Annotated in this window: 19 protein-coding genes; 6 read left to right on the forward strand and 13 right to left on the reverse strand. The window is 72.5% G+C overall.

Translation table 11 applies throughout. The features are described from left to right. Positions 1 to 587 precede the first annotated feature (587 nt). The 3 genes from AB0412_RS27315 to AB0412_RS27325 are packed head-to-tail and all read right to left on the reverse strand — an operon-like array spanning position 588 to position 3,667. The gene (locus tag AB0412_RS27315; RefSeq protein ID WP_366405232.1) at positions 588 to 1,181 is read right to left on the reverse strand and encodes a TetR/AcrR family transcriptional regulator; all 594 of its coding nucleotides are present in this window, start codon (positions 1,179 to 1,181) and stop codon (positions 588 to 590) included. 51 nt (positions 1,182 to 1,232) lie between these two features. Beyond that, on the reverse strand, positions 1,233 to 2,897 hold the full coding sequence (locus AB0412_RS27320) for an AMP-binding protein (RefSeq protein ID WP_366405233.1): 1,665 nt from the start codon (positions 2,895 to 2,897) through the stop codon (positions 1,233 to 1,235). After that, positions 2,894 to 3,667, reverse strand: coding sequence for an SDR family oxidoreductase (locus AB0412_RS27325; RefSeq protein ID WP_366405234.1), 774 nt, complete (start codon positions 3,665 to 3,667; stop codon positions 2,894 to 2,896). Before AB0412_RS27325 ends, AB0412_RS27320 begins: the two co-directional genes overlap by 4 nt. A gap of 238 nt (positions 3,668 to 3,905) precedes the next feature. Between AB0412_RS27325 and AB0412_RS27330 the strand changes: the two genes are divergently transcribed. The 3 genes from AB0412_RS27330 (at position 3,906) to AB0412_RS27340 (ending at position 7,365) form a co-directional block, all read left to right on the forward strand. After that, positions 3,906 to 5,156, forward strand: coding sequence for a DUF1343 domain-containing protein (locus AB0412_RS27330; RefSeq protein WP_366405235.1), 1,251 nt, complete (start codon positions 3,906 to 3,908; stop codon positions 5,154 to 5,156). A gap of 372 nt (positions 5,157 to 5,528) precedes the next feature. Beyond that, on the forward strand, positions 5,529 to 6,131 hold the full coding sequence (locus AB0412_RS27335) for a hypothetical protein (RefSeq protein ID WP_366405236.1): 603 nt from the start codon (positions 5,529 to 5,531) through the stop codon (positions 6,129 to 6,131). A 166-nt stretch (positions 6,132 to 6,297) separates the two neighbouring features. Beyond that, positions 6,298 to 7,365: an RNA ligase (ATP) gene (locus AB0412_RS27340; protein ID WP_366405237.1), complete on the forward strand. Its 1,068-nt coding sequence runs from the start codon at positions 6,298 to 6,300 to the stop codon at positions 7,363 to 7,365. Positions 7,366 to 7,407: 42 nt separating this feature from the next. On the opposite strand, the gene soxR is transcribed toward AB0412_RS27340, so the two are convergent. Continuing rightward, positions 7,408 to 7,899 carry a redox-sensitive transcriptional activator SoxR gene (gene soxR / locus AB0412_RS27345; RefSeq protein WP_366405238.1) on the reverse strand — a complete coding sequence of 164 codons (492 nt, stop codon included), beginning with the start codon at positions 7,897 to 7,899 and terminating at the stop codon, positions 7,408 to 7,410. A gap of 117 nt (positions 7,900 to 8,016) precedes the next feature. Between soxR and AB0412_RS27350 the strand changes: the two genes are divergently transcribed. Then, positions 8,017 to 8,478, forward strand: a complete 462-nt coding sequence (locus tag AB0412_RS27350; protein ID WP_366405239.1) for a MaoC family dehydratase — start codon at positions 8,017 to 8,019, stop codon at positions 8,476 to 8,478. Between the two features lies 1 nt (position 8,479). On the opposite strand, the gene AB0412_RS27355 is transcribed toward AB0412_RS27350, so the two are convergent. The 3 genes from AB0412_RS27355 to AB0412_RS27365 form a co-directional block, all read right to left on the reverse strand. Then, positions 8,480 to 9,124 (reverse strand): TetR/AcrR family transcriptional regulator, encoded by a 645-nt coding sequence (locus AB0412_RS27355; RefSeq protein WP_366405240.1) that lies wholly within the window; start codon positions 9,122 to 9,124, stop codon positions 8,480 to 8,482. A 67-nt stretch (positions 9,125 to 9,191) separates the two neighbouring features. Next, positions 9,192 to 9,479 (reverse strand): YiaA/YiaB family inner membrane protein, encoded by a 288-nt coding sequence (locus AB0412_RS27360; protein WP_260825897.1) that lies wholly within the window; start codon positions 9,477 to 9,479, stop codon positions 9,192 to 9,194. An 87-nt stretch (positions 9,480 to 9,566) separates the two neighbouring features. Then, the gene (locus AB0412_RS27365) at positions 9,567 to 10,718 is read right to left on the reverse strand and encodes an acyl-CoA dehydrogenase family protein (protein WP_366405241.1); all 1,152 of its coding nucleotides are present in this window, start codon (positions 10,716 to 10,718) and stop codon (positions 9,567 to 9,569) included. Between the two features lie 88 nt (positions 10,719 to 10,806). On the opposite strand from AB0412_RS27365, the gene AB0412_RS27370 reads away from it, so the two are divergent. Beyond that, positions 10,807 to 11,448 carry a TetR/AcrR family transcriptional regulator gene (locus AB0412_RS27370; protein ID WP_366405242.1) on the forward strand — a complete coding sequence of 214 codons (642 nt, stop codon included), beginning with the start codon at positions 10,807 to 10,809 and terminating at the stop codon, positions 11,446 to 11,448. A 57-nt stretch (positions 11,449 to 11,505) separates the two neighbouring features. Continuing rightward, positions 11,506 to 12,225, forward strand: a complete 720-nt coding sequence (locus tag AB0412_RS27375; RefSeq protein WP_366405243.1) for a winged helix-turn-helix domain-containing protein — start codon at positions 11,506 to 11,508, stop codon at positions 12,223 to 12,225. A 97-nt stretch (positions 12,226 to 12,322) separates the two neighbouring features. On the opposite strand, the gene AB0412_RS27380 is transcribed toward AB0412_RS27375, so the two are convergent. From AB0412_RS27380 to AB0412_RS27405, 6 genes are all read right to left on the reverse strand, one after another. Further along, positions 12,323 to 13,645, reverse strand: a complete 1,323-nt coding sequence (locus AB0412_RS27380) for an MFS transporter (RefSeq protein WP_366405244.1) — start codon at positions 13,643 to 13,645, stop codon at positions 12,323 to 12,325. Between the two features lie 208 nt (positions 13,646 to 13,853). After that, positions 13,854 to 14,939: a Zn-dependent alcohol dehydrogenase gene (locus AB0412_RS27385; RefSeq protein WP_366405245.1), complete on the reverse strand. Its 1,086-nt coding sequence runs from the start codon at positions 14,937 to 14,939 to the stop codon at positions 13,854 to 13,856. A gap of 16 nt (positions 14,940 to 14,955) precedes the next feature. Further along, positions 14,956 to 16,344, reverse strand: a complete 1,389-nt coding sequence (locus tag AB0412_RS27390; RefSeq protein WP_366405246.1) for an aldehyde dehydrogenase family protein — start codon at positions 16,342 to 16,344, stop codon at positions 14,956 to 14,958. A gap of 162 nt (positions 16,345 to 16,506) precedes the next feature. Beyond that, positions 16,507 to 17,847, reverse strand: a complete 1,341-nt coding sequence (locus AB0412_RS27395) for an ABC transporter ATP-binding protein (protein ID WP_366405247.1) — start codon at positions 17,845 to 17,847, stop codon at positions 16,507 to 16,509. Positions 17,848 to 18,036: 189 nt separating this feature from the next. Further along, positions 18,037 to 18,237 (reverse strand): hypothetical protein, encoded by a 201-nt coding sequence (locus AB0412_RS27400; protein WP_366405248.1) that lies wholly within the window; start codon positions 18,235 to 18,237, stop codon positions 18,037 to 18,039. 69 nt (positions 18,238 to 18,306) lie between these two features. Beyond that, entirely contained in the window at positions 18,307 to 19,539 is a 1,233-nt protein-coding gene (locus tag AB0412_RS27405) for an MFS transporter (protein WP_366405249.1), read from the reverse strand. Positions 19,540 to 19,548: the final 9 nt, after the last annotated feature.

The following is a 19,548-nucleotide window of genomic DNA, read 5'->3' on the forward strand; positions in this document are numbered from 1 at the left end:
GATCCCTCCACCGGGGCCGGGCGCAATCGACCCGACGCGCACCCAGCGCACAGGCAGCGACGAACACACGGGCAGCCGACAGACCAGCCCGCAGCAGCTCAGGCCAGCAGCCCACCGACCACGATCCCTCCACCGGGGCCGGGCGCAATCGACCCGACGCGCACCCAGCGCACAGGCAGCGACGAACACACGGGCAGCCGACAGACCAGCCCGCAGCGGCTCGGGCCAGCAGCCCACCGACCGCGATCCGTCCACCGGGGCCGGGGGCAATCGACCTGGCGTGCGTTCAGCGCACAGGTGGTGGGCGGCTCACCGGGCGCGATCAGTCCGTGTGGCGGGGATGGCCCGTGGGCACACTGTGCCCGCGCGGGCGGGAACGGTCCGCAGGCGATCAGCGCACCCGCGGACGGGAACGGTCCGCAGGCGATCAGCGCACCCGCGGACGGGAACGGTCAGCGGGCGATCAGCGCACCCGCGGACGGCCCACGCCCGCGGACGGCTCAGGGGTGCGGACGGCTCAGGGGTGCGGACGGCCCACGCCCGCGGTCGGGACACGCGCCGCGGACGGCCCGCGGCCCGTGGCCGGCTCATGGGCGTAGTGCGCGGAGCAGCAGGTCGGCGAGGTGGTCGGCGACCTGCTGGGGGCTGAGCGGGCCGTCGGGGCGGTACCAGGTGGACAGATGGTGGACGGAGCCGAAGTGGTAGTCCACGACCAGGTCGGCCGGGGTGGCCTTGGAGAAGACGCCGGCCTGCTGGCCCTCCTCGATCAGCGCGCGGAAGCGTTCGTGGTACCGGCGGCGCTCCGCCCGCACCTGCTTGTTCTTCTCGGGGCTCAGATGGTGCATGGAGCGGAAGAAGATGGACGCGTCGTCCAGGTTCTCGATGGTGGTGACCACGACGTCCGCCGCCGCGTCCCGCACCCGCTTCTCGATCGGCTCGTCGGCGTCGGCGAAGTGGTCCAGCCGCTCCTGCTGGAGGCGCAGCACACGCGCGTACACCTCGTGCAGCAGATCGTCCTTGGAGCCGAAGTAGTGGTACAGCGCCCCCTTGGTGACGCCGGCGGCCTCCACGATCTCCTGCACGGAGGTCCGGTCGTAGCCCTGCTCGGCGAAGAGCCGGGTGGCGGCGGCCAGGAGCCGCTGCGGCACAGGAGTCCCGTCACTGTCCGTCGTCCTGGGCACTGCCGCCACCTGCCTTCCGTGTCGCTGCCAGTCGTCGCTGAACAGTCGTCGTCAGTTGTCGTGCGTCAGGGAACGCAGTTCCCGACGGAGGATCTTCCCACTGGCCGTCTTCGGCAAGTCGGGCAGGATCTCCACCTGACGCGGGTATTTGTAGGCGGCCAGTCTCTCCCTGCAGTACGAGGCGAGGTCATCCGGGTCCGTCTCGGCACCCGGGCGCAGGCTGATGAAGGCCTTGACGGTCTCCCCGCGGTAGCCGTCGGGAACGCCGACCACGGCCGCCTCGCGGACCGCCGGGTGGGTGTAGAGGACGTCCTCGACCTCGCGCGGCCACACCTTGAAGCCGGAGGCGTTGATCATGTCCTTCTTGCGGTCGACGACGTAGAGCCAGCCCTGTTCGTCCATGAAGCCGATGTCGCCGGTCCGCAGCTCGCCGTCCGGGAACGTCTCGGCGGTGGCGTCGGGCCGCCCCCAGTAGCCGGGCACGACCTGCGGCCCGCGGACGACGATCTCGCCCTGCTCACCGAAGGGCACCTCCTCGCCCCGCTCGTCGACGATCCGGACGACCGTGTCGGGGCCGGGCACACCCACCGCCAGCGTCCCGGACGCTTCGTCCACGGGCGCCTCGAGGTGCGGCGGGACGGACGCGCAGGGGGCGGTGCACTCGGTCAGTCCGTAGCCGTTGCGGATGTACGGCCCGAAGCCGGCGCGGAACTTCTCGACCAGGGCGGGCGGCAGCGGGGCGCCGCCGGAGGAGATCACCCGGAAGGAGGAGAAGTGGTCGCGGCCGACGTCGGGGTGGGCGGCGAGCGCCATGAAGGCGGTGGACGGGCCGACGGTGTAGTGCGGGCGGTGCTCGGCGAACGCGTCCAGCACGACGCCCGCCTCGAAGCGGTACGCCAGCACGAGCGTGCCCGCGCTGTTCAGGCAGGCGCCGAGCTGGCAGACCATGCCGGTGATGTGGAACAGCGGCGCGAGCGCGAAGTAGACGGGCGCCTCGGGCAGGCCCAGTCCGGTGCGCTGCCGTTCGGCGTTGTACATGATGTTGCGGTGGGTGTTGGTGGCACCCTTGGGCGTGCCGCTGGTGCCCGAGGTGTAGCTGATCAGGGCGGTGTCCGAGGGAGCGGGGTCGCGGTTCTCGGGGGCGCGCCGGCCCTGGCGGGCGACGGTGGTGAGGTCGTCGGCGTCGGGGGCCTTCGGGAGCCGTTCGAAGGTGAGCACCCGGGCGTCGCCGCGGGTCTGGAAGTCCAGCTCGCAGCCGGTGAGCACGATGCGCACCGGCGAGTCGGCCGCGGTGTCGCGCAGATACGACTCCCAGGCCCGGTCGGAGCAGATCAGCGCGGCCACGTCGGCGTCCCGCAGGACGTGGGTGACCTCCCCGGACTTGTACATGGGGTTGACCGGGACGACGACCGCGCCCGCCTTCCACGCGCCGAGCAGGGCGAGCACGAACAGGGGCGAGTTCTGCAGCAGGATCGCCACCCGGTCCCCGCGCTCCAGTCCGCGTTCGGCGAGGTGACCGGCGACGGAGTCGCTGAGCTCGTCGGCCTCGCGGTAGGTCAGGCGGCCGTCGAAGTAGGCGAGGAAGGTGCGGTCGGGGGTGCCGGCCACCGCCCGGCGCAGGGCGTGCACCAGGGAGTCGTCCGGGGACACGGGGGCGCGCTGGGCGTCGGTGAGCAGGGCCAGCCAGGGCTTGGCGGCGTAGCGGGAGCCGGTCATCGGGTCGCCTCCCACTGCTGCTGGATGCGGTTCATGCCGCTGAGCCAGCGGTCGGGGTCGGCGGCGCGGGCCCGGTAGTACTCGGCGACCTCGGGGTGCGGCAGGATCAGGAAGCGGTCCTCCTCGATGCCGCGGAAGAGGGCGTCGGCCACGTCGTCCGGTTCGATCGCGTTCGGCCTGAGCACGAGGTCGCCCGCGCTGCCGCTGGCGTCGAGCATGCTGGTGCGCACGCCCTGCGGGCAGATGGCGTGCACCTTCACCCCGCGGTGCCGGTACGTCAGCGACAGCCACTCGGCGAAGGCGTAGGCGCCGTGCTTGGTGACGCTGTAGGGGGCGGTGCCGATCATGGTGAGCAGTCCGGCGGCGGAGACGGTGGAGACGAAGCGGCCGCTGCCGCGCTCCAGCCAGTGCGGCAGCAGGGCGTGCGCCGCCCTGACGTGCGCCATCACGTTGACGTCCCAGGACAGCGCCCAGCCCTGCTCGTCGAGCGGCTCGCCGGGCTCGCCGCCGTCGCGGCCGACGCCGGCGTTGGCGCAGTAGACGTCGACCGTGCCGCCGAGGGCGTCGCGGGCGTCGGCGACGATCGTCGAGGCGTCGCCGGGGACGGCGATGCCGCCGATCTCCTCGGCCACGGCCTTGGCCCCGTCGGCGTCCAGGTCGTTGACGACGACCTGCGCCCCCTGCGCGGCGAAGCGGCGGGCGAGGGCCGCCCCGATGCCGCCCCCGGCCCCCGTGACGACCACCTTCGCACCCTGCACGGCTTCCACCATCGGTCTCCTTCGACGCGGCTTCCCAGCGACTTCGACGCCTGCCGCCACATTGTGGCCGCGCGCTGTCCGGCTCGGGCGCGCGGGTGCGGGGGCGGTGACGCGTGGCGTCAGACTAACCGGTCGGTATGTACCTGGGAAGAGGTGATCCGACGCGGGTCGGTCAGGTTTGTTCCCCGGCGTGCGGGCGCGCGCTAGCGTGCGTGGGCATGACACCTGCCGCGATCACGGAGGTCACCGCATGAAGCTGTCCAGACGGAACCTGCTCGCCGCCGGCACCGCAGCCGTGGCGGTGGGCGCGGCACCGGCGCACGCGGCCCCCGAGCGTGCCCCCGCGGCCGGCCGGAGGCTGCGCACCGGCTTCGAGCGGCTGGCCGCGGACGGCTACGCACTGCTCGACGGGCAGCGGGTCGGAGTGGTCACCAACCCGACGGGCATCACCCGGGACGTGCGGCACATCGTCGACGTGATGCACGCCGACGACCGGGTGGACCTGATCGCCGTCTTCGGCCCCGAGCACGGTTTCCGCGGCACCGCGCAGGCGGGCGGCTCCGAGGGCCGCTACGACGACCCCGCGACCGGGCTGCCGGTGTACGACACCTACCTCAAGAGCGGCCGGCCGCTCGCCGACATCTTCACCGCCTCCGGCGTGGACACGGTCGTGTTCGACATCCAGGACGTGGGCGCCCGCTTCTACACGTACATCTGGACGATGTTCGACTGCATGGAGGCGGCGCGGCTCGCGGGCAAGCGGTTCGTCGTCCTGGACCGGCCGAACCCGGTGACCGGGCGGGCCGCCCTCGGGCCGGTGCTGCACAAGGAGTTCGCCACGTTCGTCGGGCGGCAGCCGATCTCGCAGGCGCACGGGATGACGGTGGCGGAGCTGGCGGGGCTGTTCAACGGCGAGTTCCTGACCTCGCCGGTGCAGCTGGAGACCGTCCGCATGTCGGGCTGGAGGCGGTCGGACTTCTACGACGCCTCCGGGCTGCCCTGGGTACCGCCGAGCCCGAACATGCCCACGCCGGAGACCGCTCTCGTGTACTCAGGGACCTGTCTCTTCGAGGGCACCAACCTCTCGGAGGGGCGCGGGACGACCCGGCCGTTCGAACTGCTCGGCGCGGAGGGGATCGACGGGCGGTGGGCGGCCGCGGCGAACGAGCTGGGGCTGGCGGGCGTGCGCTTCCGTGAGGCGTACTTCACACCGACCTTCTCCAAGTTCCAGGGGAAGACCGTCGGGGGCGTGCAGCTTCATGTGCACGACCGGGAGGTGTTCGATCCCGTGCGTACGGGCATCGGGCTGCTGGTCTCGGCCAAGCGGACGTGGAGCGGATTCGCCTGGCGCGCGGACAACTGGATCGACAAGCTCACCGGCTCCACGCTGGTGCGCACCATGATCGACGCGGGCGCCGGCACGGACGAGGTGGTGGCGGGCTGGCAGGAGGAACTGGGGGCGTTCAGGAGGATGCGGCAGGAGTATCTGCTGTACCGCTGAGCGGTTTCTCGCGTCTCCCGCTGGGCGGGTCTCACGCGGTGGCGGGCCGGGATGCACCGGCCCGCCACCGCTTTTTATGCGCCGTTTCGGCGCCGGGGTGCATGCCGGTGGGGACTTTCAGGAACCCGTGGCGCGTGCCGGGAGTTCTCAGTCTGTCCGGGGCGGTGCGCACGGGGCGCCCGAGACGCGTGCCGCGCCCACAACTGGACCGCGGCGCACGGGGGTTGGCGCGTAGCCCCACGGCCCGCCGATGGGGGCCATCGAAAAAAGGATGGAGCCGATTCGGTTGTCGATACGTCTATTCGGCGACGTCCGTTCGACGACGCCGAAGTGACCGGATTACAGGTGCAGGTGTGACGGAGGTGCAGGACGATGGCCGGTTTCCGAAGTCTGGCGAGACAGGTCCGTGATCCGCGGTGCGACCTGGCACTGCGGCGCTATTCGCTGCGCAAGTGCCTCGAGCGGTTCGCGCCGTACGGGCACAGGGCGACCTGGGACCATCTGTGCGCGCGGGCCGGGTTCGACCCGGAGGACCGCTCCGTGGACCCGGCGCGGCTCGTGGCCGCACTGGAGGAGCTGGAGGAGGCGCGGGCGGTGTGGCTGGCCTATGAGGTCGAGTTCGCCGAGCGCCGCAAGAAGGAGAAGCACGACGGGCTGCGCAGGCCGGGCAGCGTGGACGACTGGCACCGGATGACCTGGGGCGGTTTCGGCGTGGCCTGGTGCGACGATCCGCGGGTGCATCCGCGCGAGCCGCTGGCCGAGGTGCTGCGGCGGCTGATCGCCGCGCTGGAGCGCGAACCGGGTTCGGCCTGTCCCGTGTGCCGGGGGGAACGGCTCATGTGGCGCTACGACCTGGATCACGAGCCGTCGGCGGGCCCGGTGTGCACGGACTGCGGCATCCTGGTGCCGCTGCCGGTCCTCACCACCGAGGCCCTGGCGAACGCCCGACGCGCAAGGCTGCTGGTGTCGGCCTGAGCAGGGGGGTGCGGGGCGTGCGCCGGGGATGCCGCACCCCCGCTGCCATCCGTCGCGGGTCCGCGACGGCGACCGTAGCAGCCGGTAAATCGGTCGCTCCAGCCCTTTCTCCTACGGACAGTTGGGGGCGAATGAAACGCCCCTGACAAGCCTAGGAGCAGCACCGATGTCGACGCTGCGCGTCACCGCAGAAGTCCTGACCGTCCATGAGCATCCGAATGCCGACGCCCTCGAACTGGCCCAGGTGGGTCTGTACCGTGCCGTGGTCGCCAAGGGCGCGTACCGCACCGGCGATGCGGCGGTGTACATCCCCGAGCAGGCCGTGCTGCCCGCCGAGCTGATCGAGGAGCTGGGCCTGACCGGCCGGCTGGCGGGCGGGAACCGCGACCGGGTCAAGGCGGTGCGGCTGCGCGGTGAGCTGTCGCAGGGCATCGTGTGCCGGCCGAAGGCGCTCGCGGGCATCGACCTGGCGCGGGCGGCGAAGGAGGGCACGGACTTCGCGGAACTGCTCGGGATCACCAAGTGGGTGCCGCCGGTGCCGCCCACGATGGACGGCGAGGTGGAGCCGGCGCCGGAGCTGCTGCCGTGGGTCGACATCGAGAACATCCAGCGCTACCCGGACATCTTCGCGCCGGGCGAGCCCGTGGTGCTCACCGAGAAGCTGCACGGTTCGGCATGTCTGCTGACGTATGTCGCGGACGAGGAGCGGGTGTACGTCTCCTCCAAGGGCTTCGGTTCGCGGTCGCTGGCGCTGAAGGAGGACCCGCGCAACCTGTACTGGCGGGCGGTGCGTGGTCACGGTGTCGCCGAGGCGGCGGCGGAGCTGGCCGGGCGGCTGGGGGCGCGCCGGGTCGGCATCTTCGGCGAGGTGTACGGCGCGGGGGTGCAGGACCTGACGTACGGCGCGGACGGGCGGCGCGACACGCTGGGGTACGCCGTGTTCGACGTGTCCGCGGAGGTCGACGGGCGCGTGCGGTGGCTGGACGCGGGCGAACTGCTGGACGGAAGGCTGCCGTTGGCGCCCCGGCTGTACGAGGGGCCGTACGACAGTGCGCGTGTCCTGGACATCGCGTCGGGCCGCGAGACGGTGTCCGGGCGGGAGCTGCATCTGCGGGAGGGCGTGGTGATCCGGCCGGCGGTCGAGCGCCACAGCCCGGTGACGGGGGGACGTGCTATCGCCAAGGCGATCAGTCCGGGGTATCTGACCCGGAAGGGCGGGACCGAGTACGAGTGAGCAGCAACGGCCGATCCCACCCCCGCCCAGCGCCGCCGCGGGTCACCCTCTGAGCGCGGACGGACGGTGTTTCGCTGCTCCGGGTTCAGCCATCAGGCGGGAGCCCGTCAGGCGTTCGCCTGTGACGTCGTCCGGGTTGGACAGGACGCAGGTGTCCAGGGAGAGGCAGCCGCAGCCGATGCAGTCGGTGAGGTGGTCGCGCAGCCGGTTGAGCTGCTTGATGCGCTCGTCCAGCTCGGTGCGCCACGCCTCGGAGAGGTGGGCCCAGTCGTCCCGGGTGGGCGTGCGCTCCTCGGGGAGCTCGGCGAGCGCCTCGCGGATCGTGGCGAGCGGGATCCCGACCCGCTGGGCGGCGCGGATGAAGGCGACCCGGCGCAGGGTGTCCCGGCTGTAGCGGCGCTGGTTGCCCGGCGTGCGGCGGCTCTTGATCAGGCCCTTGGACTCGTAGAAGTGCAGGGCGGAGACGGCGGCGCCGCTGCGCGCGGAGAGCTGGCCGACCGTGAGCTCGTGGATCTTCTCAGGAATCTGGGGCACCCCTCGAAGCCTACCCACCCCGTGCGGCGGCCGGTCCGTTGACAGGGGTGCCCGGACCCACCATGCTAAGCAGTCGCTTAGGTAGTCGCTGAGGTATGCGCAGAGAGAGGCCGGGACATGGCAGAGCCGAGGATCTTCACGTCCGTCGACGAGCTGAAGGCGGCGGTGGGCGAGCAGCTGGGGTACACCGACTGGCTGGAGATCGACCAGAAGCGGATCGATCTGTTCGCGGAGGCCACGGGTGACCACCAGTGGATCCACGTCGACCCGGAGAAGGCGAAGGCGGGCCCGTTCGGGACCACGATCGCGCACGGGTATCTGACGCTGTCGCTGCTGCCGCTGTTCGGCCCGCAGCTGATCTCCGTCGAGGGCGTGAAGATGGGCGTCAACTACGGCACCAACAAGGTGCGCTTCCCCGCCCCCGTGCCGGTCGGCTCGCGCCTGCGTGCCACGGCCACGATCACCGCGGTCGACGACGTGGCGGGCGGCGTGCAGGTGTCCACCGCCTTCACCGTGGAGCGCGAGGGCGGCGACAAGCCGGTGTGCGTGGCCGAGTCGGTGGCCCGCTACTACCTCTGACTCACGTCCGGGAACCGCCCGCGTCCCTGACCCCCACCATCCGCAGCACGAGGTCGGCGTAGAGCGCGCCGACCTCCTCGGGGGTCCGCGGGCCGTTCACGTTGAACCAGCGGGCCACGTCGATGCAGAGCGAGAGCACGGCGAGCGTGGTGCCGTGGACGTCCAGGACGTCGAACTCGCCCGAGCGCACGCCCTCCTCGATGATCCCGCGCACCTCGGCGTTGACCTGCCGGCGCAGCCCGACGATCTCGGCGCGGGCTTCGGGGCCGAGCGAGTCCAGCTCGTACTGCACGACCCGCGCGGTGGTGCGCCCGCCGGCGTGCCAGCGGACGAACGAGCTCACCGCGTCGGCGAGCCGCTCGGTCGGACTGCCCTCGCCGCGGGCCGCCGTGCGCAGGATGTCCAGGGCCTTCTCGTGCCCGATCCTGCTGATGCGGTGCAGCAGTTCTTCCTTGGTCTTGTAGTGGATGTAGAGCGCGGCGGGGCTCATCCCGGCGCGGCCCGCGATGTCACGCGTCGTCGTGGCGTGGTAACCCCGTTCCGCGAACGCCTCCACGGCGGCGAGCAGCAGCCGTCGGGCCGCGTCGGGCGTGACCTCGCCCCACGGCTGCACCTCGCCACCGGCCGTCTCCTCCGCCGTACTCATCACTCACCCCATTCGCTGGCAGGGGTAACACCATACCGGCAAGGGTGAGCGGGCGCTTAGTGAGCCGTCAGAGCTTCTGCAGCGGGTCGTGCTCGGCGAGGAGCTTCTCCAGGCGGGCCTGGTCTACCCGGTTCACGATCTGTCCGGCCTCCTGGCGGTCGCGGATGACCTTGGCCAGGGTGAAGGCGGAGGTGACCAGGTACAGGACCGCGATGGCGAGGAAGGCCCGCACCCAGGCGTCGGTCTGGAGGTTGAAGATACCGATCGCGGTGGCGCCCAGGGCGACCGCGAAGGAGGCGACGGCCTGGCCGTAGAAGGCGGCCGTACTCTGCTGCTTGACCGGTGTGTCACTCATGGGGAACAGGATCGGCGGATGTGGCGCGGCGCACATCCGCCGGAGTACTCAGACGGGTACTCAGGCGCCCCCTCGGCAGACGCGTCCTCAGAACGCCGAGACACCGGTCAGGGCGCGGCCGATGACCAGCTTCTGAATCTGGCTGGTGCCCTCGTAGAGGGTCATCACGCGGGCGTCGCGCAGCAGTTTGCCCGCCGGGTACTCGTCGATGTAGCCGTAGCCGCCGAAGACCTGGAGGGCGTTGTTCGCCGCGCGGACCGCTGCCTCGGAGGCGAACAGCTTGGCCTTGGAGGACTCGACGGCGAAGGGCTGTCCGCGGTCGATCAGGTCGGCGACCCGCCAGGTCAGCAGCCGGGCCGCGTCCACGTCGACGGCGATGTCGCTGATCAGCTCCTGCACCAGCTGGTGGTGGGCGATGGTCTTCCCGAACTGCTCGCGCTCCCCCGCGTGGCGCACGGCCGCGTCCAGGGCGGCCTGGGCGATGCCGACGCAACCGGCCGCGACCGACATCCGGCCCTTGGCGAGGGCCGACATGGCGACCGAGAAGCCCTTGCCCTCCGGCGCCAGCATCGCGGACGCGGGCACGCGCACGTCCTGAAGGACCAGCTCGGCGGTGGCCTGCCCGCGCAGACCCAGCTTGCCGTGGATGGTGCGGCGGGTCAGGCCGGGGGTGCCGGCCGGGACGAGGAAGGCGGAGACGCCCTTGTGGCCGGGGGCGTCGGTGGAGCGGGCGAAGAGCAGGACGACGTCGGCCCAGGTGCCGTTGGTGATGAACATCTTGGTGCCGTTGATGACGTAGTCGTCGCCGTCGCGGACCGCGCGGGTGGTGAGGTTCCCGGCGTCCGAGCCGGTGCCGGGCTCGGTGAGGCCGAAGCAGCCGACGTACGCGCCGGAGGTGAGGCCCGGCAGCCACTGCCGCTTCTGCTCCTCGCTCCCCCAGGCGGCGATGGTCTTGGCGACCAGGCCGAGGGAGACGGAGACGATGCCGCGCACGGAGGAGTCGCCCCGGCCCAGTTCCTCGGTGACCAGGCAGTACGCGAGGTGGTCGCCGCCGGAGCCGCCGTACTCCTCGTCGACGGTCAGGCCGAGGAACCCGAGCTCGCCGAGCTTCTTCACGATGCCGCGGTCCACCTCCTCGGCGCGGTCCCAGGCGGCGGCGTGGGGCACGACCTCGCGCTCGACGAAGTCCCGGGCGAGCCGGCGGACGGCGCTCTGCTCCTCGCTGAGCTCCAGGTTCATGGGGGTCTCTCACTCCTGGGGGAAACGTGACCGCGCAAACGTTAAATTATCACTGCTAGTTTTTCTGCGCAGCCCTACTATGTGCGCCATGGCCCGACCGCGCAAGCCCCTCCTCAGCACCGAACGGATCGTCGAGACGGCCCGTGCGCTCGTGGACGCAGAGGGCCTCGCGGCCGTCTCCACGCGCCGGCTCGCCGCGGAGCTGGGGGTCAGCGGGCCCTCGCTCTACAACCACTTCCGCACCAAGGACGAGATCCTGGAGGCGGTGGCCGACTCGGTGAGCGCGCTGGTCGACCTGTCGATGTTCGAGGACGGCCGGGACTGGCGGACCGCGCTGCACGACTGGGCCGTCTCCTACCGGAGCGCGCTGCGCGACCACCCCAACATCGTCCCGGTGCTCGCCCGCGGTCCGGGCCGGCGCCCGGCGGCGCTGCGACTGGCCGACGCGGTGTACGGGGCGATGGTCGAGGCCGGGTGGCCGCCGGCGCAGGCCACGTCCATCGGGGCGCTGATGCGGTACTTCATCATGGGCTCCGCGCTGGGGTCCTTCGCCGGGGGCTTCGTGGACGACGCGAGCGCGTACGACCCGGCCGACTATCCGCATCTGGGGCAGGCGCATCTGCTCGCCGAGAAGCAGGAGAAGATCGACGAGCGGGCGTTCGAGACGGGGCTGACGGCCCTGCTGGACGGGCTGGCCCGGCAGTACGAGCAGGTGGGCGGTACGTCGTAGGCGGCACCGGGGATCGTTCGGCGGACGCCGAAGTGTGGGTGCCGCATGCTGGGAGGCATGACCTCGAAGGATCCTCAGGCGGCGGGGCTGGCACGGCTGGCCGGGCTGGTCGCGGACGAGACGCGGGCCGCGTGCCTGCTGGCGCTGCTGGACGGGCGGGCGTGGACGGCGGGTGAGCTGGCCCGGCATGCCGGGGTCGCGGCGTCGACGCTGAGTGAGCATCTGGGCAAGCTGGTCGCGGGCGGGCTGCTCACCGAGGAGCGGCAGGGGCGGCACCGGTATGTGCGGCTGGCCGATCCGCGGGTGGCTCAGCTGGTGGAGGACCTGGCGGCGCAGGTGCCCGAGGCGGTCGGGCGGCGGCCCCGTGGACTGCGCGAGGCGAGTGCGGGGTCGGCGATGGCGCGGGGGCGTACCTGTTACGACCATCTGGCGGGGCGGCTGGGGATCGCTGTGACGGATGCGATGACCCGGCGCGGGCTGCTGCGGCAGGACACGGGGTTCGCGTTGACCGACGCGGGGGTCGAGTGGTTCGAGCGGGTCGGGATCGCGCTGGAGCGGGGTGGGCGCCGGCCGTTGGCGCGGGGGTGTCTTGACTGGACGGAACGCCGCCCTCACCTGGCCGGTGTGGCGGGGGCGGCGTTGTGCCGGCATGCGTTGGAGGCGGGGTGGTGTGTGCGGATCGGGTCGGGGCGGGCGGTGAAGGTGACTGCCGTCGGGGAGCGGGTGTTGTTCGAGGTGTTGGGTGTCGAGGCCGGGGAGTTGGTGGCGGGCGGCTGAGGGGGTGGGGGGTCGGTGCCGTTGCCGGGTGCGGGTGAGTGGGGGCTGGTCGCGCAGTTCCCCGCGCCCCTTCGGGCGCTGTCCCACCCCCTCTCGATCAGCGTGAACGGGCCCTGGTCGCCAGGATCTTGATGCTGATCAGGGCTATCACCGACAGCGCGATGATGTAGGCCGACACCGACATCGACGTGTCCGTGGCCTCCAGGAGCAGGACCATCATGAACGGGGCCAGGCCACCGCCGGCGACCGCGGCGATCTGGTAGCCGAGGGACGCTCCCGTGTAGCGCATCTCCGGGGTGAAGAGCTCGGCGAACAGGGCGGCCTGGGGGCCGTACATGATGCTCAGGAAGCAGCTGGCGACGAACGTGCCGACCGCCAGCCACAGCAGGGAGCCCGTGTCGATGAGGAGGAAGAGCGGGACGGCCCACAGGGCGATGCCGATCGCGCCGAGGGCGTAGATGCGGATGCGGCCGAGCCGGTCGGACAGGGCGGCGGACACCGGGATCAGGACCAGCTGGGTGAGGCTGACGCAGAGGGAGACCGTGAGCACCGGCCCCTTGTCCATGTCGAGTTCACGGGTGGTGTAGTCGAGGACCCCGGTGATCAGGATGTAGAACGTCGCGGTGTTCACGGCGAAGGAGCCGCCGGCCAGCAGGACGGTGCCCAGGTGGCTGCGGAGGATCGTGCGCAGGGGCGAGGCCTGCTCGCCCTTCTCCTTCTCCGCCAGCGCCCGCTCCGCCTCCCGGAACTCGGGAGTCTCCTCCACGCGCGTGTGGATGTACCAGGCGAGCGCCAGGACGAACAGGCCGACCAGGAACGGTACGCGCCAGCCCCAGGCGGTGAAGGCCGCGTCGCTGGTGAAGGCACCGGCCAGCAGGAAGACCGTGTTGGCGGTCACCACGCCGATGGGGACGCCGAGTTGGACGACGCTGCCGTAGATGCCGCGCTTGCCCTCGGGGGCGTACTCGGTGGCCAGCAGCATCGCGCCGCCCCACTGGGCGCCGACCGCGACGCCCTGGGCGATACGGAGGAGGACCAGCAGGATCGGGGCGGCGACGCCGATCGTCTCGTACGTCGGGAGCAGGCCGATGCCGGTGGTGGCCACGCCCATCAGGGTGAGCGCGAGGACCAGCATCGGCTTGCGGCCCCGCTTGTCGCCCAGCTGACCGGCGACGATGCCGCCCAGCGGGCGGGCCAGGAAGCCCACGGCGAAGGTGGCGAAGGAGGCGAGGACGCCGGCGGTGGAGCTGCCGGCCGGGAAGTACAGGTCGCCCAGGACGAGGGCGGCGGCGATACCGAAGACGAAGTAGTCGTACCACTCGACCGCCGAGGCGAGGGCGGCTGCCGTGGCGACGCGGCGGCGGTTGGGGGCCGCCGGAGTGGTGGAGGTGAGCGGCTGAGCGGAGGGTGCGGTGTCCATACGTGCTCGCTCCGAGGGGGTGCGGGGACGGAACAGAGAAACGGTGGCCCGGGTTCCGGGGAACGTACTGACCGGACGGTATGGACGTCAACGGGTCGTGCGGCAACGATTTCGCGGGCGCCTCGCAGTGGGCGCTCGGCTGCGGAGGCGTGCGGGCACGCCAGAGCCCCCGGCCTCGCACGGAGGCCGGGGTGCCAGGAGGGCCGGCCTAGAAGACCACCAGCGCGCGGCCGCCCTTGCCCGCCAGCATGTTCTCGAAGGCGGCCGGGATGCCGTCCAGGGCGATGCGCTCGGTCACCAGGGCACCGAGGTCGAGGCGGCCCGCGCGGATGTGCTCGGCGAGGACCGGGAGGTCACGGGCGGGGTCGGAGTTGCCGTAGACACAGCCGGAGAGGGTCCGGCCCCAGTGGAAGATCTCCAGGGCGTTGAAGGTGACCTGCTGGTCCTTGCCGCCGATGCCGACGACCGTGGTGCGGCCGCCGCGCCGGGTCGACTCCCAGGCGGTGCGGATGGTGACGCCCCGGCCGACGCACTCGACGGCCACGTCCACGCCCTGCTTCCCGGTGAGGGCGCGGATCTCGCGGGGGGTGGTGTCGGAGGCGATGAGGTAGTCGGTGGCGCCGGCGGCCAGCGCCAGCTCCTCCTTCTCCGGGGACACGTCGACCGCGACGATCGTCGAGGCGCCCGCGATACGGGCCGACTGGAGGGCGGCGAGGCCCACTCCCCCGACGCCGAACACGGCGACCGTCTCGCCGGGCTGCACGCGAGCGGAGTGGTGGACGGCTCCGTAGCCGGTGAGCACCGCGCAGCCGAGGAGGGCGGCGTCGGTGAGCGGGATCCCGTCGGGCGCGGGCAGGACACAGGAGGCGGGGACCACCGTCTCCTCGGCGAACGCGGCGACGTTCAGGCCGGGGTGGAGATCGGTGCCGTCGTCGGCGCGGCGGGCGTGGACCTCGGCGGCCCCGTCGAGGGCGCCCGCGCACAGCCAGACCTCGCCGCGGGCGCAGGCGGGGCAGGTGCCGCAGGAGGGCGCCCAGTTGAGGACGACGCCGTCGCCGGGCGCGACATGGGTGACGCCGTCACCGACGGCGACGACCGTGCCGGCGCCCTCGTGGCCGAGGACGGCCGGGACGGGCAGGCGCATGGTGCCGTTGGACAGGGACAGGTCGGAGTGGCAGACCCCGGCGGCGGCGAGCCGGATGCGCACCCGGCCGGGGCCGAGCTCGGGCAGCTCGATCCCGGTGATCTCCAGCGGGGCGTCGACGGCGGGCAGAACGGCGGCACGGACAGCCATGGCGGATGTGACTCCCCTAGAACTGGAGGGACTTGGTCTGGAGGTACTCGGTCAGGCCGTGGAGGCCGAGTTCGCGGCCCACGCCGGACTGCTTGTAGCCGCCGAAGGGGGCGAGCGGGTTGAAGCGGCCGCCGTTGATGTCGACCTGGCCGGTCTCCATCCGGCGGGCGAAGGCCACCGCCTCCGCCTCGTCCCCGGCCCACACGGCGCCGGCGAGGCCGTAGATGGTGCCGTTGGCGATGCGCAGGGCCTCGTCCTCGTCGTCGTAGCGCAGGATCGACAGGACGGGGCCGAAGATCTCCTCCTGGGCGATGGTCATCCCGGGCGTCACGTCGGCGAAGACGGTCGGGCTGACGAAGTAGCCCTTCTCGCGCGGGGCGTCGGGCCCGCCGGCGACCAGGCGGGCGCCCTCGGCGACACCCTTCTCGATGTAGCCCCGGACGCGCTGGTGCTGCGCCGCGTTGACCAGCGGGCCGATGCGGTCGCCGTACTTCTCGGCGGCCGTGGCCGCGAGCTCGACGGCCTCGTCGTACTGGTCGCGGTGGACCAGCATGCGGGTCCAGGCGCTGCACGTCTGGCCGGAGTTGGACATGACGTTGGCGACGCCGACGTTGACGGCGCGGGCCAGGTCGGCGCTGGGCAGGATGACGTTGGCGGACTTGCCGCCGAGTTCCAGGGCGACCTTCTTGATCATGCCGGTGGCGATGGCGCCGATGCGGCGGCCGACGGCGGTGGAGCCGGTGAAGGAGACGAGGTCGACGCCGGGGTGTTCGGCGAGGGCCTGGCCGGCGACCGGTCCGAGGCCGGTGACCAGGTTGAAGACGCCCGCCGGGATCCCGGCCTCGTGCACCGCCTCCGCGAACAGCCGGGCCACCAGCGGGGTGTCCTCGGCGGGCTTGACGACGACGGTGCAACCCGCGGCGAGGGCGGGGGCCACCTTGGCGACGATCTGGTGCAGCGGGTAGTTCCAGGGGGTGATCGCGCCGACCACGCCGACCGGCTCGTGCAGGATCGTGGAGTTGCCCGCCTTCTCCTCGAAGGCGTACGTCGCTGCCAGCTCGGCATACGAGCCGGCGACGGCGATGGGCACACCGGCGTGGACGGTCTGGGAGAGCTTCAGGGGCGCGCCGAGTTCGGCGGTCACCGTCTCGGCGATCTCCTCCCGCCGGGCCACGAGCTGGTCGCGCAGGGCGGTGAGACGGGCGGCACGCTCGGCGGGCGGGGTGGCGGCCCAGGCCGGGAGTGCGGCGCGGGCGGCCCGTACGGCGGCGTCGACGTCCTCGGCGGTACCCGCGGGGACGGTGGCGATCACCTGCTCGTCGGCCGGGTTCACGACCTCGATCACATCCGGTCCGGCGGCGGGGCGCCAGGCGCCGTCGATGTACATGCCGTCGTATGCCTTCATCGCGCTTCCTCCGGGGCGGGGGCGTCGTCGTCCGGCACATAAACTAGCGATGTTAGTTTTCATGCGCCAGAGGGGACCACGACAAGGAGGGCCCCGCCCCATCATGGGTCAGCGCCTGCCGGGGGCCCGTGCCGCCCCCACGCACCGGGTGCCGTCCGGGCCTCACTCCTCCAGATCCGGCAGCCGCGACGGGCTCGGGCAGATGCGTTCGCCGTGCTGGTCGAAGACGAACAGGTGGGCGAGATCGACCAGGAGGGGGACCTGCATGCCGTGCTGGAGGCGGAGGTCGGGGGTGGTCCGGACGATGAGGTCGCCGGGGAGGCGGGGCTCGGCGGAGGCGGCGGACGGTTCCGGCTCCGGGGGCTTCTCCAGAGTGGCGACCCCGCCGGTGCGCAGCGCCACGGCGCGTTCGCGCAGCCGGTCCAGGACCGTCCCGTCCCGGCGGCGCCGCCGGTCGGGGCGGCCCGGGTGCGGGCGCGGGGCCTCCAGTTCGGGCACGACGGCGGGGCTGGAGCCGGTGTTGAAGTGGACGAGGACCTCGTGCCCCTGGAACTCCACGTGCTCCACCAGGCCGGTGAGCGCCACCTCGCCGGGGCGGGCGGCGGCGGGCTTGGCGATCCGGACGGCTTCGGAGCGCAGGCCCACGATCACCTCGCGGCCCTGCTGGACGCGCAGCAACTGGTGGTCCAGCGACAGGGGCTCGGGCAGCCGCAGGAACTGCTTGCCGAGGCTGATGCTCATGGCGCCGTCGAGCGGGGCGCGCACCAGGCCGCGCAGCAGATTGATGCGCGGGGTGCCGATGAACGCGGCGACGAAGACGTTGCGCGGCAGCGCGTACACCGTGCGCGGGCTGCCGACCTGCTGGAGCACGCCGCCGCGCAGCACGGCGACCCGGTCGCCCAGCGACATGGCCTCGGACTGGTCGTGGGTGACATAGACGGTGGTGACGCCGAGCTCGCGGGTGAGCTGGGAGATCTCGGCGCGCAGATGGTTGCGCAGCTTGGCGTCCAGGTTGGACAGCGGCTCGTCCATCAGGAAGGCGGAGGGGTGGCGGGCGATGGCCCGGCCCATGGCGACCCGCTGGCGTTCGCCGCCGGAGAGCTGGCCGGGGAACCGGTCGAGGAGGTCCTCGATGCCCAGCATGCGGGCGGTGGCGTCGACACGGGCGCTCGGGTCCTCGCCCGGGGACTCGATGCGCAGCGGGAAGCCGATGTTGTCCCGGCTCGTCATGCTCGGGTAGAGGGCGAAGTTCTGGAACACCATCGCCATGTCCCGCTCGGACGGCGGCAGATCGTTGCCCAGCTCGCCGTCGAGGAACAGATGCCCCTCGTCGATGTCCTCCAGGCCGGCGATCATCCTCAGCACGGTGGACTTGCCGCAGCCGGAGGGGCCGAGCAGGACGAGGAACTCGCCGGGCGCGATGTCCAGCGACAGGCGGTCCACCACGCGGACGCCTCTCGTATAGGACTTGCTCACTTCGTGCAGGGAGATGGCGCGTGTCATGAGAGTGCCCCCGGGGGCTCATCAGGGCGCTGGTGCTCCGCGGTCGGACGCCTCGTGCGGGTCGAACGGGGCGTGTGAGTCACGGAAGTTAACGGATTGTGCCCGGCCGGGGGAAGACACGTGACGGCAACTCGGGGGCGGCGTCCACCTGGTGAGAAAGCGGACGCCCATATTCAGGGGCGGCGGCCGTCACTCGTCCGAGCCGCCGTTGCTCCCGCCCCGCCGGCCCGAACCCGACGACCGCAGCAGCGCACCCACCACTGCGCCGGCCACCCGCGTCACCGCCGCCACCCCGCGCACCCACCGCGGCCCGCCCCGGTCGGCCCAGACGACGCAGACGCAGCCTCCGACGACCAGGACGACGATGACGGCCAGGACGATCAGGCCCATGTGCTTTCCCCCTCTTGCGCGTGCGGTCGGCGTCATCCTTTCAGTACGACGTCGGCGGCACGGCACCGGTCAGCGGGGCGTCCGGCGCAGCGGGCGGGTGCGCGCGGGGCCCTCCGCGCCCGAGCGGTCCCCGGCCGGGGCGCCCGGTGAGCGCAGGGCCACCCCCGACGACAGCAGCAACAGCGCGCCCAGCATGACGAACGGAGCCGCGACGCCCGCCACCCCGGCGATCAGGCCCGCCGCCGCGGGGGCAGCGACCTGGCCCAGTCGGTTGCCGGTCAGGCGCAGGGCGAGGGCGGTGGAGCGGGCGCCGTCGGGGGCGGCCTGGACGACCGTCGTCATGGACAGCGGCTGGCCGACGCCCAGGCAGAAACCGAGCACCGCGAGCATCAGCCCCAGGGCCCACACCGGTACGGGCAGCGCGATGCCCGCGCACAGCAGCGCGGCCAGCAGGCAGGTCACCGTCAGCAGCACCGTGCGGCCGAGCAGCCGCAGCAGCGGGGTGAGCACCAGCCGGCAGGCGATGGTGGCCGCCGCGCGCAGGCTGAGCAGCAGGCCGATGACGGCGGGGTCGATGCCGCGGTGCTCGCCCACCACCGGGAGGTAGGCAGTGAGGATGTCGGTCGCGGACAGCACGGCCATGCTGATGAGGATGCCGCCCGGCACTCCCCTGGCCCGCAGGATGCGGCCCACCGGGATCCGTTCGCCGTCCGCCGTACGGGACTTCGCCGTCGCAGGACGCTCGATGCGCCACAGCGAGGTGAGCGCGACGGCCGCGCCCGCGCCCGCCACCAGCAGGGCCAGCGCGCTGGTGCGGGCCATGTCGGGGCCGCCGATCAGCCCGCCCGCCGCGATCGGGCCGACCAGCTGGCCGAGCGAGGCGCCGATGGTGAAGTGCCCGAAGTTGCGGTCCTGTTCGTGCGGGGCGGACTGGCGGGCGACCAGGGACTGGGCGCCGATGACGAAGCAGAGGTGGCCGAGGCCCATCACGCCGCTCCACAGGGCCATCGCCCACAGGGAACCGGCGAGACCGCTCAGCGCGCAGCCGCCGGATATCAGCACCACGCCGGCCGGCAGCAGGGGCGCGCAGCGGCCGTGGTCGGTGCGCCGGCCGAGCGGTACCGCGGCGAACAGCGGCAGCAGCGCGTACACACCGGCGATCACACCGACCGCCCGCTCGTCCGCACCCAGCGCGAGCGCCCGGTAGGACACGGCGGGCCGGGCCATCGACACCGCCCCCTGCGCGAAGCTGAAGGCGATGACCAGGCGGAGCAGCCAGCCGCGGTTCCCACCGGGCGCCATGATCGAGTC

This window comes from Streptomyces sp. NPDC052012 (genome assembly GCF_040689265.1).
GTDB lineage: Bacteria > Actinomycetota > Actinomycetes > Streptomycetales > Streptomycetaceae > Streptomyces.